Origin of the sequence: Flavobacterium petrolei, from assembly GCF_003314435.2 — a bacterium.
GTDB classification, from domain to species: domain Bacteria; phylum Bacteroidota; class Bacteroidia; order Flavobacteriales; family Flavobacteriaceae; genus Flavobacterium; species Flavobacterium petrolei.
Genome location: NZ_QNVY02000001.1, coordinates 680,160 through 695,844, shown reverse-complemented (window position 1 = coordinate 695,844; position 15,685 = coordinate 680,160). Strand labels below are relative to the sequence as shown.

The window sequence follows — 15,685 nt, the reverse complement described above, 5'->3', positions numbered from 1 at the left end:
CCTTACTTTTTAAATTGCTTACTTTTTTTATTTTTAATGTTTAATTTTACATCAGTAAGTAGTACAATATTAATTAGTAGCGATATTTGAATTTTCAAACCAAAGTAGCGTTGCTTTCAAAACATATATAATGAGAAAAATAGAACACATAGGGATCGCTGTTAAAGACCTGGAAGTATCGAATTTAGTTTTCGAAAAACTTTTTGGCGCTCCGGCATATAAATTTGAAGCGGTAGAAAGTGAAGGAGTAACAACTTCTTTTTTTTTGAATGGACCCAATAAGATTGAACTTCTTGCGGCAACTAACCCAAAAAGTCCAATTGCTAAGTTTCTGGAAAAAAAGGGAGAGGGAATTCATCATATTGCTTTTGATGTGGAAGATATTGTTTCAGAAATAGCGCGTTTGAAAAACGAAGGATTTGTAATCTTGAATGAAACTCCAAAAAAAGGAGCTGATAATAAGTTAGTTGCATTTTTGCATCCAAAAAGCACTAATGGTGTTTTGATTGAATTGTGCCAGGAAATAAAATAATTTTATTATGGGTAAATGGGTAGTAATCTAATATTCAGCTGGTTTCTGTTTTAATAAAGCTAATAATTGAACTATATTCAAATCTAAGTCAAAAATATTTGGAGCAAATGAAAAATAGTGGTAATATTGCACACTCTAAACCGGTCCTATAGCTCAGCTGGTTAGAGCACCTGACTCATAATCAGGTGGTCCCTGGTTCGAGCCCAGGTGGGACCACAAACCGCACTAATTTAGTGCGGTTTTTTATTTATAAAATTTTTATTTGAACTAGTTTGTATTGTACTTTTATAAAAGAGACACTCATTAGTTGAATTAGGATTGAAGATGATTTGTTTTTTAAAAATAGATTTTTATATTTGATATTATGAAAATAGTTCAGAAAAATGCGTTGTGTTTTATTCTCTTTTTTTTTAGCATAATTGCTAAGGGAGGTCCTCCTCCTCCTCCTGCTCCTCCTCCTCCTCCTGCTTTGTCTTTAGATGAAAATATATATATGGTAATGATAATAGCTTTGTTATTCGGAATTTATATCATTTACAGTAATGGATTAAAAACAAAAACCCCAATTTAATTGGGGTTTTTATTTTTTAACGGAGAATATAGTTTTTATTTGTTTGCGTACAATCGGGAAACATATTTTCCTATGACATCAAATTCCAGATTTATTCTTGTGCCTACTTCAAAAGTGTTGAAATTGGTGTGTTCATGGGTGTAAGGGATAATAGCTACACTAAACTGATTTTTTTTTGAGTCTACAACTGTCAAACTAACTCCATTTACTGTGACGGATCCTTTTTCTATGGTGATGTTGTTTAGGTTTTCATCATATTCAAAAGTGTAAAGCCAGCTTCCGTCAGTTTCTTCGGCGGTGATGCAGGTGCCTATTTGGTCCACATGTCCTTGTACGATGTGTCCGTCAAGTCGGTCGCCTAGTTTCATAGCTCTTTCCAGATTGACGCTGTCGCCAATTTTCCAGTCGGATAGGTTTGTTTTTTTTATGGTTTCGTCTATCGCTGTTACTGTGTAAAAAGTGTCATTTAGGGCAACAACCGTAAGGCATATTCCGTTATGAGCAACGCTTTGGTCTATTTGAAGTTCGCCGGTAATCGATGAATTCATCGTGATGTGCACGTTAGTGTTCTCTTTTTTTATTTCTTGGATGGTGCCAAGGGTTTCTATGATTCCTGTAAACATTTCTTGTTTTATTTTACTAAATTTGCACTTCAAAATTAGCAATAAATAACGGTATGTCATGATGAAAAAAGCAGAAAATATAATCGTAGGAATTTCTATTGGAGATTTAAACGGTATTGGAAGCGAGGTTGTTTTAAAAACATTCGAGGATTCTCGTATGTTAGAGTTGTGTACTCCTGTTATCTTTGCGAATGTTAAGTTGTTGTCTTTTGTAAAAAAAAGTTTTCAATCGACTTCTTTGCTTCATGGTATTGATAAACTCGATCAAATTGTCCCTGGGAAAATTAATGTTTTGAATCTTTGGAGAGAAAGTGTGGATTTGAATCTGGGTGTAAATGATTCAAAAGCCGGAGAATACGCGATAAAATCATTTGTTGCTGCAACTAAAGCTTTGAAAGAAGGCTTGGTTGATGTGTTGGTAACGGCGCCTATAAATAAATATAATATCCAGTCTGAGGAGTTTAAGTTTCCGGGGCATACGGATTATTTAGATCAGGAATTAGAAGGGAATGCAGTTATGTTGATGGTTCAGGATAATTTAAGAGTAGGATTGTTGACGGATCATATTCCTTTAAGTGAAGTGGCATCTCATCTTACGGAGGAGCTAATCAAGAAAAAAATTGAAACCATAAAACAGTCTTTGATTCAAGATTTCAGCATAAATAAACCTAAAATTGCAGTTTTGGGATTGAACCCACATTGTGGTGACGGTGGAGTTATTGGTAGTGAGGATGACTTGATACTGAAACCTGCATTAAAAAAAATATTTGACAAAGGAACTTTGGTTTTTGGGCCCTTTGCTGCGGATGGTTTTTTTGGCAGTAACCAATACGAGAAATACGATGCTGTTATAGCTACTTATCACGATCAAGGGCTGATTCCTTTTAAAACATTGTCTTTTGGTAAAGGAGTGAATTATACTGCGGGTTTAAATAAGATAAGAACTTCGCCGGATCATGGTACTGCTTACGACATAGCAGGAAAGGGAATAGCGGATTTCAACTCTTTTAAAGAGGCGGTATATTTGGCTTTAGACATTTATCACTCAAGAAATCAATATGCCGAAATCAGTGAGAAACCATTGAAAACAAAAGAAAAGCAGTTGTGAACAAAAAAAAGTGAATAACATTATTAGTTTTGCAATAATTTTATATCTTTGCACTCCCGAAGTTTAGGGGCAAATTGTTGTTGAAATGAAGAACACAAAAGAATATTTAATTCCTTTTATAGGATTAAAGCTAGGGAAACATCATTTTGAGTATCAAATCAGTAATGCGTTCTTTGAAATCTTTGATTATAATGAATATCAAAATTCAAATATCAAAGTAAATGTAGTTTTAGAGAAGAAAAGTACGCTGTTAGAGTTGAGTTTTAAGCATAAAGGCGTTGTAAATGTACCTTGTGATCTTACCAGCGAAGATTTTGATATGCCAATCAAAGGCAAGATGAAATTAATCGTTCGTTTTGGTGAAGAATTTAATAATGACAATGAGGAATTGTTAATTTTACCTCACGGAGAATTTGAAATAGATATTGCACAATATATTTATGAAATGATTGTGTTGTCAGTGCCTCTAAGACGTGTTCATCCAGGCATAAAAGACGGAAGTTTACAAACGGAAGCTTTGACTAAGCTGAATGAACTTGCAGTAAAAGAAATAAAAGAAGAAAATAAAGAAGAAGAAAATATTGACCCGCGATGGGACAAATTAAAGCAACTATTAACGGATAAATAATATAGTAAAATGGCGCATCCTAAGAGAAAAATCTCCAAAACAAGAAGAGATAAAAGAAGAACACATTACAAAGCTACTGTAGCACAAATCGCTACTTGTCCTATCACTGGAGAAGCACACTTATACCACAGAGCTTACTGGCATGAAGGTAAAATGTACTACAGAGGGCAAGTTGTTATAGATAAATCTGTAGCTGTTGCTTAATACATTTTTGTAAATGATATTCGAACTCTCACATCGTGAGAGTTTTTTTGTTGTCTATAATTTTAATTAAATAAGAAGTTCCAAATCAATCAGAGTGGAATTTTTTTTGTAAATTTCGAGTCTTTTAAAAAATTTTCAAATGGCAACATTTGGCTAGAAATAAACGCATACGATGAATACAATTACAGCCGCAATTACCGCTGTTGGAGCCTATGTTCCAGACTTTGTACTAACGAACAAAGCTCTTGAAGCTATGGTAGATACCAATGACGAGTGGATCACCTCTCGTACAGGAATAAAAGAAAGAAGAATCCTAAAAGATGATGAAAAAGGAACTTCTTTTTTGGCCATAAAAGCGGCACAAGATTTATTAGCCAAGGCTAATATCGATCCGCTGGAAATAGATTTGTTGATTATGGCAACCGCTACACCGGATATGCCAGTTGCTGCTACAGGTGTATATGTTGCTACTCAAATTGGAGCAACTAATGCTTTTTCTTATGATTTGCAGGCTGCTTGTTCCAGTTTCTTATTTGGAATGTCAACCGCAGCTGCTTACATACAATCCGGTAGATATAAAAAAGTACTTTTAATTGGTGCTGATAAGATGTCCTCTATTGTTGATTATACTGATAGATCAACTTGTATTATTTTTGGTGATGGCGCTGGTGCAGTATTATTCGAACCTAATTATGAAGGATTAGGATTGCAAGACGAATACTTGCGCAGTGACGGAATTGGCAGGGATTTTTTAAAAATTGATGCTGGAGGTTCACTTCATCCAACTTCTATTGATACAATAAAAGAAAAAAGGCATAATATTATACAAGATGGGAAAACAGTGTTTAAATATGCTGTGACAAATATGGCTGATTCAAGCGAATTAATTTTGAAAAGAAATAATTTGACAAATGAAGATGTAGATTGGTTAGTTCCTCATCAAGCCAATAAACGTATCATCGATGCAACAGCAAATAGAATGAATCTAGAAGATTCTAAAGTGCTGATGAATATCGAAAAATATGGAAATACCACTTCTGCTACTTTACCACTAGTACTTAGCGATTTTGAACATTTATTCAAAAAAGGAGACACGATAATTTTAGCCGCTTTTGGTGGAGGATTCACATGGGGTTCTATTTATCTAAAATGGGCGTACGACAAAAAATAAATTTAAACTAAAAACAAATAATTATGGATTTAAAAGAAATTCAAAATCTTATCAAGTTTGTAGCAAATTCAGGAGTTGCAGAGGTTAAGTTGGAGATGGATGATGTAAAAATCACTATCAGAACGACTTTGGAAGGAAATGTAACAGAAACCACGTATGTTCAGCAAATGCCTGCTCAAGCACCACTTCAGCAAGCGGCAGTTCCTCAGCAAATTGCGCCAGTAGCAGCTGCTCCAGAAGTTCCTGTAGTAGAAAACGCTCATTATATCACTATAAAATCACCAATCATTGGAACTTTTTATAGAAAACCATCTCCGGATAAACCAATGTTTGTTGAAGTAGGTAAAACAATTTCGAAAGGTGACGTACTTTGTGTAATCGAAGCCATGAAATTATTTAATGAAATTGAATCTGAAATTTCTGGTAAAATTGTAAAAATATTGGTTGACGATATGTCACCTGTTGAATTTGACCAACCTTTATTCTTAGTAGATCCATCATAAGAAATTATAAATTATAAATTATAAATTTTGAATGATGAGTTTTCGTTATTTGAAATAATTTTTAATTTAAAATTCAACATTTAAAATTTCAAAAAAAGATGTTTAAAAAAATATTAATTGCAAATAGAGGAGAAATTGCGTTACGCGTAATTAGAACATGCAAGGAAATGGGTATCAAAACAGTAGCTGTTTATTCTACTGCTGATGCCGAAAGTTTACACGTTAAGTTTGCTGATGAAGCGGTTTGTATAGGACCACCTCCAAGCAACTTGTCCTATTTGAAGATGTCGAATATAATTGCTGCTGCAGAGATTACAAATGCAGATGCAATACATCCAGGATACGGATTTCTTTCTGAAAATTCTAAATTTTCTAAAATTTGTCAAGAACATGGTATCAAATTCATTGGAGCATCTCCTGAAATGATTGATCGAATGGGAGACAAAGCTTCCGCTAAATCGACTATGATTGAAGCAGGCGTCCCTTGTGTTCCTGGTTCAGTAGGGATTTTAGAATCGTATGATCAAGCCCTACAATTATCGAGAGATTTTGGTTTTCCAGTAATGCTAAAAGCAACTGCTGGTGGTGGTGGAAAAGGAATGCGTGCGGTTTGGAAAGAAGATGAATTATTAAAAGCTTGGGAAGGTGCTCGTCAGGAATCTGCTGCAGCTTTTGGAAATGACGGAATGTATCTGGAGAAATTAATCGAAGAGCCTCGTCATATCGAAATTCAAGTTGTGGGTGATGCCTACGGTAAAGCATGTCATCTTTCTGAAAGAGACTGCTCCGTGCAAAGACGTCATCAGAAATTAACGGAAGAAACTCCATCTCCTTTTATGACTGACGAATTGCGTCAGAAAATGGGAGAAGCAGCGGTTAAAGCGGCAGAATATATTAAGTATGAAGGAGCCGGAACGGTAGAATTTTTAGTGGATAAACACCGCAATTTCTACTTCATGGAAATGAATACGCGTATACAAGTGGAGCATCCTATTACGGAACAGGTTATTGATTATGATTTAATTCGTGAGCAAATTCTTGTTGCAGCTGGAGTTGCGATTTCAGGTAGAAATTATTTACCTCAATTACACGCTATTGAATGTCGTATCAACGCGGAAGATCCTTATAATGATTTTCGTCCTTCACCAGGGAAAATCACTACGTTGCATATGCCTGGAGGACACGGTGTTCGTTTAGATACGCATGTGTATTCTGGTTATACTATTCCGCCAAATTATGATTCAATGATTGCGAAGTTGATTACAACGGCACAATCTCGTGAAGAGGCAATTAGTAAGATGAGAAGAGCCTTAGATGAATTTGTTATCGAAGGTATAAAAACGACTATTCCTTTTCACAGACAGTTAATGGATGATCCTCGTTACATTGCGGGAGATTATACAACTGCATTTATGGATACTTTCAAAATGAACGATCCAGAATAGAAATTATACAATTACGTTAAAAAACCTTGCAGTGATGCAAGGTTTTTTTGTTTAAAATAGTTTCAAATGCGATCTGTTTTTGTGTAAAAATTATACACGTTACTCAGTTGATTACCCACTTTTCCCAAACAAAAAAATTATTAAATTTTAAAAAACGTTGTTTTTAAAGGGTTTAGAGCTGTTTTGTGTAACGTTTGAAGAATGGTATGATTATTCTATTATACTAAACAACAATAACAAATAAATAATTTAAAAAACACATATCATGAAAAAATTAATTTTATCCGCAGCAATTGTTTTAGGAAGTTTATCAACTTACGCAGCTTCAGTTCCAAATACCAATGATGTCACAAAAACAGTAACGGTTCAAGAAGAATATACCGAAGTGAAACTTGAAGAAGTTCCAGTTGCAATTACTGAGGCGTTGAAGGCTACTTATCCTAGTGCGATTTTAGACAAAGCATACATCAATGCAAAAAAGGAGTACAAATTAGATATAACTCTTGGAGATAAAAAAGGAAATCTGTTTGCAGATGAAACCGGAAAATGGATTCAAAAATAAAAGATTAAATAATAGCAATTAAAATAAAATAGTATGAAAAAGTTACTCTTATCAGCAGCAATCGTTTTAGGAAGTTTATCAAGTTATGCGGGGGAAGTTCCAACAGTGCAGGTACAAAATCAATCTTCTGTTCTTCAAGAAGGATATATTGAAGTTGAAAAAGTTCCTGATGCTGTCAAAAAAGCGCTAGAAACAGCCTATCCGGGAGCAGTTCTCGGAAAAGCATACATCAATGCAAAAAAAGAATATAAACTAGAAATCACAGTTAAAGACCAAAAAGCTACTGTTTATGCGGATGCAGCTGGAAACTGGATAAATAAATAATTTAGGGAAATTTTTATTTTTAAAAAGAGAGATTGTTTTCACAGTCTCTCTTTTTTTTTGCAAAAAATTATGAGAATACAACTTAAATAACTTTATTTTAGCATTAAAGTTAAAATGTAATGACCAAAATTTTATTGATTGAAGATGATGTGGCTTTTTGTAAATTATTAGAAAAATTTCTGATAAAAAAATCCTTTGAGGTAACGACAGCATTTTCAGCTGCGGAAGCGAAATCTAAACTAAAAAACAGTGAATTTGATCTGATTATCACAGATTTAAGACTTCCTGATTATGATGGAATCCTTCTTATGACTGAAATAAAAGCTATACATCCTGCTGTTCCAGTGTTATTAATGACTGGATATTCGGATGTGAGCACTGCTGTAAAAGCGATAAAAAATGGCGCAGCAGATTATATCTCCAAGCCTTTCAATCCAGAAGAAGTACTTTTGGTTATCAATAATGCTTTGCATTCAGATAGTAAAGAATTGAATAATGTTGCTTCAATTTCTAAAAGTGTAAAGCAAGCAACAAAAAAAGCAGAAAATAATTTTGTTCAGGGAATTTCTAAAGCTTCCCAAAAACTTGCTGAGTACATCCAACTGGTGAGTCCAACAAATATGTCGGTTTTAATTATCGGCGAAAGCGGAACTGGAAAAGAAGTAATTGCCAAAAGTATTCATGAAAATAGTTCTAGAAAAAACACTAATTTCATTGCGGTTGATTGCGGTTCCATTCCAAAAGAGTTGGCTGCGAGTGAATTTTTTGGACATGTAAAAGGATCTTTTACCGGTGCAATTCAGGATAAAATCGGTTTTTTTGAAGCAGCAAATGGCGGAACTATTTTCTTGGACGAAATAGGAAATCTTTCTTATGAAAACCAAATCCAACTGTTACGTGCTTTGCAGGAAAGAAAAATTAAACCCGTAGGCAGTAATAAAGAAATCAACGTTGATATCAGAATTATTACCGCAACAAATGAAGATTTGCGAGAAGCAGTAAAAAGAGGTGATTTTCGCGAAGATTTGTATCACAGGATCAATGAATTCTCCATCCATTCGCCTTCATTAACAGAAAGAAATGAAGATTTAATGCTTTTTTCAGATTTTTTTCTGGAAAAATCAAATCAGGAGCTAAATAAAAATGTCCTCGGATTTTCATCTGAAGTGATGACTATTTTTCAAAATTATAGATGGCCTGGAAATCTTAGGGAACTTCAAAACTGTATTAAAAGGGCAATACTTTTAACACAAGGGGATTTTGTTGAAAAAGCGGCGCTTCCGGCTGAATTTTTTCAAAATGAAGAGAAAGTAACTACTGATTTTTCTTTATCAGAAAATGAAAAAGAAACTATTATGGAAGCTTTAAATAAAACAAATAACAATAAAACAGAAGCGGCTAAATTGCTTAAAATCAACAGGAAAACATTGTATAATAAATTAAAATTGTACAATATTAATTAATTTTTTTCCTTTTCCAGATGTACAAAAAGAGCTGTTATTTTACTTTTTAAATCGGAAACAGCTTTTTTAATTTCATCCGAGGAAAGATCCTCAAGTTCCAATTGGTCTAAAATTGTACTAATATCCATTGCTTCTATTTGTTTAAACATTGGATTCATTTTATGGGCGATATTTTTTATTTCCTCAAAATTGCTTTCAGTCGCAGCTTGTTCTAATTCATTTAAACTTTCTATTGTATTCGTCATAAACGATTCTAAAATTTCTTTCAAAGCATCTTTGTCATCAGATAAGAATAATTTTAGCGGTTTCAATGTATATGTTTTTGTTGTGTTTTTGGGATGACTCATCACAGGTAAAACAGCAGGAATTTCACTGTTATCTAGAATAGCTTTGATGGTTGCCAAAACAGTTTTTGGAGTATAAGGTTTCCTGATAACAGTTGTAAATCCAGAATTTTGGTAGTGTTCTAAATCGATGTCATTTCTTCCGGTTACAGCGATGATAGGTTGATTTTCATAATTAGAGATGGTTTTGTTTTGTAATTCTTTCAAAAATGAAAAACCATCCATAACTGGCATCTGAATATCAGTAATGATAAAGTCGAAATCGTTGTTTTTTATCCACGAAAGTGCATCCTGTGCCTTGTCAAAGGGGAAAACAAGATACTGCTGCTGCCGCAAAACCTCTGTGGTCAATTGCAATAAATTTTGATCGTCATCAATAATAATCGCGGTGTATTGTTTTTTTGAGATTCCGATTCCTGTTTCACTACGAGATAATTGCGTATCAAAAATTAACGGAATTTGGATTTCAAAAATACTTCCAGTACCCAATTTACTTTTCAAATGCAATTCACCGCCTAAAATAGCAACCATTTTTTTAGAAATCGTAAGGCCCAAACCTGTTCCACCATATTTTTTTTCTATTTTTTCATCAGCTTGTGTAAATTCTTCGAAAATTAATTGTTGGTTCTTATCTGCAATTCCAATACCGGAATCTTCGATTAGTATGATCATTGTATCGGTTTCTGAATGAACGTTAGCTTCAATTTTTATAAATCCTTCTTCGGTAAATTTGAAAGCATTCCCAATAATATTAGATAATATTTGTCTTAAGCGAAACGGATCTCCAATTATTTTTTGGTGTAGTTTAGGATCAATTTCAATGATGAGTTGTATCGGTTTTTGATTGTAAACGGATTGAATGCTGTTGCTTACTTCAGTAATAATATCGGGCAAAGAGAATGCAATTTTTTCAATGGAAATTTTTCCAGCTTCGATTTGCGTGAAATCCAATAAGTCCTGAACCAGTTTTGAAATATAGTCGGAGGAACCCTTGATGTTCTTGGTAAAGTGCAATTGTTTGGTGTTTAAATCTGAATTTCCAAGCAGTTCAGTATACCCAATAATAGTACTTAATGGCGTTTTTAAATCATGGCTTACCGTTGAAATAAGTTGCTCTCTGCTTGTTAGTAGTTTTTTAGCCTTAAGATTAGCAGCCTCTAATTGTTTCTTGTATGATTGTGTCTTAGAAAAATCATTTAGTATTAAAATTAGAAAAAATAATGTCAGCAGTAACCCAATTATCGCTGCGGTAGTAACAATTTGATTGGTTTTTTTTAAAGATTTCTCTCTTCCTAAATAGCTTTTGGTAGTGTTAAGAATAATTTCCCGTTCTATAATTCCAAGAACTTTTCTCAATTGGTCCGAGATTGAAAGTTCGTTTTGAAGCAATTTATTTTCCTCAAAACTCAATAGTTTTTTCTTATTTGCGGTCTCTTTTTGTACTTCATTCAGCAACATTTTTGAAACCGATAAAATAGAATCAGAGGCCTTTTTACTTAACGTATTGGTGCTGTCATCAGGGATGTTTTGATTGAGATAGGCAACATATTTCTTGAGTACATTGCGCTCATAATCACCCATCATCGAGGGGTTTTTAGCAAAATCCTCCAATTGAAGTTTCCGCATTGAAGATTCCATTTTTGTCAAATCAGAGATGGCACTACTGACTGCAATTTCATCTTCGGTTTTGTTTTTTATTGCTTTTAATTGCTGAATGTTCTGAATTTTTTTGGATAATAAAACCTGTACACTGTCCAGTAATGTGATTTGATATGGAGTAGAAACCGCCGCTTTCAAGGAATCAATGTCAACTTTCAGCGCTGTAGTCTTTGAAACATAATCTTTGAAATCTTTTTCGGATTCCGACTGAATAGCGATTCTGGCCAGACTTTCTGTTTTGTATAAATTGGACAATACATTGCTTACTTTCAAAATAGACCCGTTTTTCTCGGTAAAACTTCTTTCAGTTGAAGAAAAACTCTTGTTTTCGGAATATAGAAACCAACCTACGCTTCCAAAAAGCAGCACTAAAACTAGGTAGCTTAAGAAAACTTTTATCGGAATGTAGCTTTTTTTGTTATCCATTTTTCAAAGATAAAAATTAGAAAAGGCTTTAAAGTTAAGATATTCAAAATATTTTGGCATCAACAAAAAAACCTCACGGAAAAGTGAGGTTTCATTTGTCAATAATTCTAATCTACAACGTCTCTTTTAGCCATTTAAAAAATTCACCTTGCCAGACCTGAGCATTTTGTGGTTTCAACACCCAGTGGTTTTCTTCTGGAAAATACAAGAATCTACTTTTTATGCCACGTAATTGTGCTGCTTGGAACGCTTCTTGACCTTGTCCAATTGGTACACGAAAATCTTTTCCGCCCTGAATAATTAAAATAGGTTTGTTCCATTTTTCTACTAAAGTCATTGGATTAAAAGTCGTGTAGGCTTTTTGAGCTACAACATTGTCTTTCTCCCAATATGCACCACCAAAATCCCAGTTGCTAAAGAAAACTTCCTCAGTAGTTCCAAACATGCTTTGGGTATTAAAAACGCCATCGTGGGCAATGAACGTTTTGAATCGGTTGTTGTGAATTCCAGCTAAATAGAAAACAGAATATCCGCCATAACTGGCGCCAACGCATCCTAAACGGCTGGCATCAACATAATTTTCCTTCGCTACGTCATCAATCGCTGATAGATAATCGTCAATCACTTGTCCGCCCCAGTCTTTGCTGATTTGCTCATTCCATTCTACACCGTGACCCGGCATTCCGCGTCGGTTTGGAGCCACAACAATATAGCCGTTGGCAGCCATCAACTGTAGATTCCATCGGTAGGAATAAAACTGTGTCAATGCAGATTGCGGTCCACCTTGACAGTATAAAAGTGTTGGGTATTTTTTTGTGGCATCAAAATTAGGCGGAAGAACGACCCAAACCAACATTTTTTTGCCATCCGTCGTCGTTACATATCGCCTTTCGGTTTTGCTTAACGCCAAAGAATTATAGGTTGCCGTATTGACATTCGAAAGTTGTTTCCAAGTATTTTTGTTTAAATTATATGAAAAAATTTCCGCTGCATGATTCATGTCGGTTTTCGTTACGATGATGTTATCGCCTGAGATACCAACTAAATCATTGACATCAAAATCGCCAGTTGTGATTTGGCGAACAATAATTGCTATTTTGGTCAGACCTGGAAAATTAACTTCAAACAATTGTTTTGTTCCGTCTATCGGCGCCACAAAAAAGATTTTTTTCCCGTCAGTACTCCAAATGAAATGATCAACTGTTCCGTCCCAATTCGCCGTTAAGTTCATTTTCATTCCTTTGAAACTCACCATCAGGTCGTTTTTATCGGCTTCATAACCGTCGCGTTTCATTTGCAACCAAGTTAAATTTCCTGTTGGAGAAAATTGTGGAGCGGTATCATATCCTAGGTTTTCCTCGGTTCTATTGCCGGTTTTTCCTGTTTCCAGATTGTATTCGAAAATATTGGTGTTGGTAGAAACAGCATAATCGGTTCCTGCTTTTTTCTTGCTGACATACAAGATGCTTTTGCTGTCTGGCGACCAAATGTAATCCTCGTCTCCACCAAAAGGTTTTTGTGGACTGTCAAAATTTTCGCCTTTCATAATTTCAATACCTACTGCGCCTTCTTTGTTTTCTTTGTAAAAAACATGATTGTATTTGCCTTCGTTCCAAGTGTCCCAATGGCGGTAATTCAAGCCGTCATAGATTTGAACGTCTGATTTTTCCAGTTCCGGATAAAAATCTTTTCCGTGAACTTTTTCGATTTTTACTTCTTCATTATAAACGATATATTTCCCGTCTGGAGAAATGTTCTTGTCTTTTAATAGGGCTGCGGTATCTTTTACTTCAGTTGGATTTCCTCCATTTATGGGTAAAATGTAGAATTTTGAGTCGGATTTGTTTTCTTGGACCGAAGGAGTGGTCACTTTATAAACTATATTTTTTCCATCTTTGGAAATACCTAAAGGAGTGACTCTTCCTAGTTTCCAGAGCAGTTCCGGGGTCATTACATTTTGTGCCATAGCAGTTAAACTCATCATTAATAAGGGTATAAACAGTATTTTTTTCATTGTATTAATTGATTTTTTCGAATGCTAAAATTAGCTAATTTAAATTGATGTTTTTTCGTTTTTAACACTTGCTTTTTAGCCCCGATAAAAGTGGAAATCCTTTCTAGTCCTGAACTTGTTTCAGAATCCTGAAACAAGTTCAGGACTAGAAAGATTGAAACGGATAGCGGGATTAGCTCCTGAAATAAATTGAGAATAAATCCAAAAAATTATTAATTTTATGAAAAATATTTAAACATGGATTTGAGCTATTGGGAGTTGAAAAACTGGTTTACGGATGTCGATTATGCCATCGTAGGAAGCGGTATTGTGGGCTTGCACGCTGCATTACGCTTGCGCGAAAGATTCCCGGAAAGCAAAATTCTAGTCCTGGAAAAAGGGATATTGCCGCAAGGCGCAAGTACTAAAAATGCTGGTTTTGCGTGTTTTGGAAGTCTTTCAGAAATCATAGACGATTTAAAATCCCATTCAGAAGAAGAAGTGATTCATCTTATCCAAAAACGGTGGAAAGGATTGCAATTGTTGCGGAAAAGACTCGGTGATGACACGATAGATTTTAAACCGTATGGCGGATATGAGTTGTTTTTAAAAGACGATGAAAGTTGTTACAGTGAGTGTGTCGGGAAATTACCATTCATCAATGAAATTTTAAGACCACTTTTTAAAGCGGATGTTTTTGCCAAAGAAGTAGATCGTTTTGGATTTGGCGGGATACAGGAATATTTAGTTTTTAATCCATTTGAAGCACAGATTGATACCGGAAATATGATGCAGGCTTTGTTGAAAGAATCAGTTTCTAAAAATATTTTAATTCTAAACCAACAAATTGTCACCTCTTATTTTGATAAAGGAAATGGAGTGGAAGTGGCACTTGGCGATTTCAGTTTTAGTACTAAAAAAATATTGTTTGCGACTAATGGTTTTGCAAACGAATTGACTAATGGAGCTGTTAAACCAGCCAGAGCACAGGTTTTAATCACGGAACCTATTAAAAATTTAGACATAAAAGGGACTTTTCACTTAGATCGAGGGTATTATTATTTTAGGAATATTGGCGACAGAATACTATTGGGCGGAGGAAGAAACCTGGATTTTGAGACGGAAAACACAACCGAATTTGGACAAACAGAAATTGTCCAAAAAAAATTGGAACAATTATTAAAAGAAGTAATTTTGCCGAATCAGGATTTCCAGATTGCACACCGTTGGAGCGGGATTATGGGTATTGGCAATAGTAAGAATCCTATCGTTTCACAACTGTCCGATAATGTCTATTGTGGCGTACGATTGGGTGGAATGGGAGTGGCAATAGGAAGTTTAATTGGAACAGAATTAGCAGAATTAGTATAATGGCAACGAAAATAACACCAAAGAAATCAAGACAACCCGTTAAAAAAGAACCGACCTCTTTTATGAGCAAACTAACCCGTTTTTTATTTAAAGTATTGTTATGGTTCTTCGGACTTTCTTTATTTTTTGTGGTATTTTTTAAATTTGTTCCGGTTCCGTTTACGCCTTTAATGGTGATTCGGGCGATTGAAAATAAAGCCGCTGGAAAAGAAGTTTTTTTCAGCCACGACTGGGAACCAATTGAGAATATCTCGGAGAATCTTCAAAAAGCCGTAATCGCCAGTGAGGATGGAACGTTTCTGAAACACAATGGTTTTGATTTTGTTGCGATGCAAAAAGCGTATAAAAGCAATGAAAGAGGTCGAAGAATAAAAGGAGGAAGTACCATATCACAACAAACGGCCAAAAATGTATTTCTTTGGCAAGGCCGAAGTTATTTGAGAAAAGGACTTGAAGCCTATTTCACTGTTCTGATTGAAGTTATTTGGGGTAAAGAACGCATTATGGAAGTGTACTTGAATAGTATCGAAATGGGAAATGGTGTTTATGGAGCGCAAGCAGCTGCAGAACATTGGTACCGAAAAGATGCTTCCAGCCTCACGCCGATGCAGGCAGCTGGAATTGCAGCGATTTTGCCCAATCCTAGAAAATATTCGGCAACCAGTTCTTCCTCTTATATCAACAGACGAAAAGCTAAAATTGTGCGCGTGATGCGAACTGTTGGTAAAATAGATTATTTGAAATAGTTGTCTTTGATT

Annotated in this window: 16 protein-coding genes and 1 tRNA gene; 14 read left to right on the top strand and 3 right to left on the bottom strand. The window is 34.8% G+C overall.

Annotated elements, in window-relative coordinates; genetic code table 11:
• The first annotated feature begins 130 nt into the window (after nucleotides 1-130).
• The 3 genes from mce (at nucleotide 131) to DR871_RS03055 (ending at nucleotide 1,103) form a co-directional block, all read left to right on the top strand.
• On the top strand, nucleotides 131-532 hold the full coding sequence (mce, locus tag DR871_RS03065) for a methylmalonyl-CoA epimerase (protein ID WP_113664912.1): 402 nt from the start codon (nucleotides 131-133) through the stop codon (nucleotides 530-532).
• 142 nt (nucleotides 533-674) lie between these two features.
• Nucleotides 675-748 (top strand) — tRNA-Ile (locus DR871_RS03060).
• A 148-nt stretch (nucleotides 749-896) separates the two neighbouring features.
• Nucleotides 897-1,103 (top strand): hypothetical protein, encoded by a 207-nt coding sequence (locus tag DR871_RS03055; RefSeq protein WP_113664913.1) that lies wholly within the window; start codon nucleotides 897-899, stop codon nucleotides 1,101-1,103.
• Nucleotides 1,104-1,138: 35 nt separating this feature from the next.
• Here the strand turns inward: DR871_RS03055 and DR871_RS03050 are convergent, their stop codons facing one another.
• On the bottom strand, nucleotides 1,139-1,726 hold the full coding sequence (locus tag DR871_RS03050) for a riboflavin synthase (protein ID WP_113665462.1): 588 nt from the start codon (nucleotides 1,724-1,726) through the stop codon (nucleotides 1,139-1,141).
• 58 nt (nucleotides 1,727-1,784) lie between these two features.
• Between DR871_RS03050 and pdxA the strand changes: the two genes are divergently transcribed.
• From pdxA to DR871_RS03005, 9 genes are all read left to right on the top strand, one after another.
• A complete protein-coding gene (pdxA, locus tag DR871_RS03045) occupies nucleotides 1,785-2,834 on the top strand; it encodes a 4-hydroxythreonine-4-phosphate dehydrogenase PdxA (protein WP_113664914.1) in 1,050 nt (349 codons plus the stop codon).
• An 85-nt stretch (nucleotides 2,835-2,919) separates the two neighbouring features.
• Nucleotides 2,920-3,462 carry a YceD family protein gene (locus DR871_RS03040; protein ID WP_113634148.1) on the top strand — a complete coding sequence of 181 codons (543 nt, stop codon included), beginning with the start codon at nucleotides 2,920-2,922 and terminating at the stop codon, nucleotides 3,460-3,462.
• Between the two features lie 9 nt (nucleotides 3,463-3,471).
• A complete protein-coding gene (gene rpmF / locus DR871_RS03035; protein WP_007137315.1) occupies nucleotides 3,472-3,666 on the top strand; it encodes a 50S ribosomal protein L32 in 195 nt (64 codons plus the stop codon).
• A 172-nt stretch (nucleotides 3,667-3,838) separates the two neighbouring features.
• Nucleotides 3,839-4,837 (top strand): beta-ketoacyl-ACP synthase III, encoded by a 999-nt coding sequence (locus tag DR871_RS03030; RefSeq protein ID WP_113634147.1) that lies wholly within the window; start codon nucleotides 3,839-3,841, stop codon nucleotides 4,835-4,837.
• Nucleotides 4,838-4,860: 23 nt separating this feature from the next.
• Nucleotides 4,861-5,340 (top strand): acetyl-CoA carboxylase biotin carboxyl carrier protein, encoded by a 480-nt coding sequence (accB, locus tag DR871_RS03025; RefSeq protein ID WP_113634146.1) that lies wholly within the window; start codon nucleotides 4,861-4,863, stop codon nucleotides 5,338-5,340.
• Between the two features lie 98 nt (nucleotides 5,341-5,438).
• Nucleotides 5,439-6,785 carry an acetyl-CoA carboxylase biotin carboxylase subunit gene (accC, locus tag DR871_RS03020; protein ID WP_113664915.1) on the top strand — a complete coding sequence of 449 codons (1,347 nt, stop codon included), beginning with the start codon at nucleotides 5,439-5,441 and terminating at the stop codon, nucleotides 6,783-6,785.
• A gap of 265 nt (nucleotides 6,786-7,050) precedes the next feature.
• Complete coding sequence (locus DR871_RS03015; RefSeq protein ID WP_113664916.1) at nucleotides 7,051-7,347, top strand: hypothetical protein; 297 nt, start codon at nucleotides 7,051-7,053, stop codon at nucleotides 7,345-7,347.
• A gap of 33 nt (nucleotides 7,348-7,380) precedes the next feature.
• On the top strand, nucleotides 7,381-7,671 hold the full coding sequence (locus tag DR871_RS03010) for a hypothetical protein (RefSeq protein WP_113664917.1): 291 nt from the start codon (nucleotides 7,381-7,383) through the stop codon (nucleotides 7,669-7,671).
• 119 nt (nucleotides 7,672-7,790) lie between these two features.
• A complete protein-coding gene (locus DR871_RS03005) occupies nucleotides 7,791-9,134 on the top strand; it encodes a sigma-54-dependent transcriptional regulator (protein WP_113664918.1) in 1,344 nt (447 codons plus the stop codon).
• Here DR871_RS03005 and DR871_RS03000 read toward each other — a convergent pair.
• Together DR871_RS03000 and DR871_RS02995 are read right to left on the bottom strand one after the other, a co-directional pair.
• Nucleotides 9,131-11,563, bottom strand: coding sequence for a hybrid sensor histidine kinase/response regulator (locus DR871_RS03000; RefSeq protein ID WP_113664919.1), 2,433 nt, complete (start codon nucleotides 11,561-11,563; stop codon nucleotides 9,131-9,133). The genes DR871_RS03005 and DR871_RS03000 overlap by 4 nt on opposite strands.
• Before the next feature lie 112 nt (nucleotides 11,564-11,675).
• The gene (locus tag DR871_RS02995) at nucleotides 11,676-13,577 is read right to left on the bottom strand and encodes a S9 family peptidase (protein WP_113664920.1); all 1,902 of its coding nucleotides are present in this window, start codon (nucleotides 13,575-13,577) and stop codon (nucleotides 11,676-11,678) included.
• Between the two features lie 237 nt (nucleotides 13,578-13,814).
• Between DR871_RS02995 and DR871_RS02990 the strand changes: the two genes are divergently transcribed.
• Entirely contained in the window at nucleotides 13,815-14,927 is a 1,113-nt protein-coding gene (locus DR871_RS02990; protein ID WP_113664921.1) for an NAD(P)/FAD-dependent oxidoreductase, read from the top strand.
• Entirely contained in the window at nucleotides 14,927-15,673 is a 747-nt protein-coding gene (gene mtgA, locus DR871_RS02985) for a monofunctional biosynthetic peptidoglycan transglycosylase (RefSeq protein WP_113664922.1), read from the top strand. Before DR871_RS02990 ends, mtgA begins: the two co-directional genes overlap by 1 nt.
• The last annotated feature ends 12 nt before the right edge of the window (nucleotides 15,674-15,685 follow it).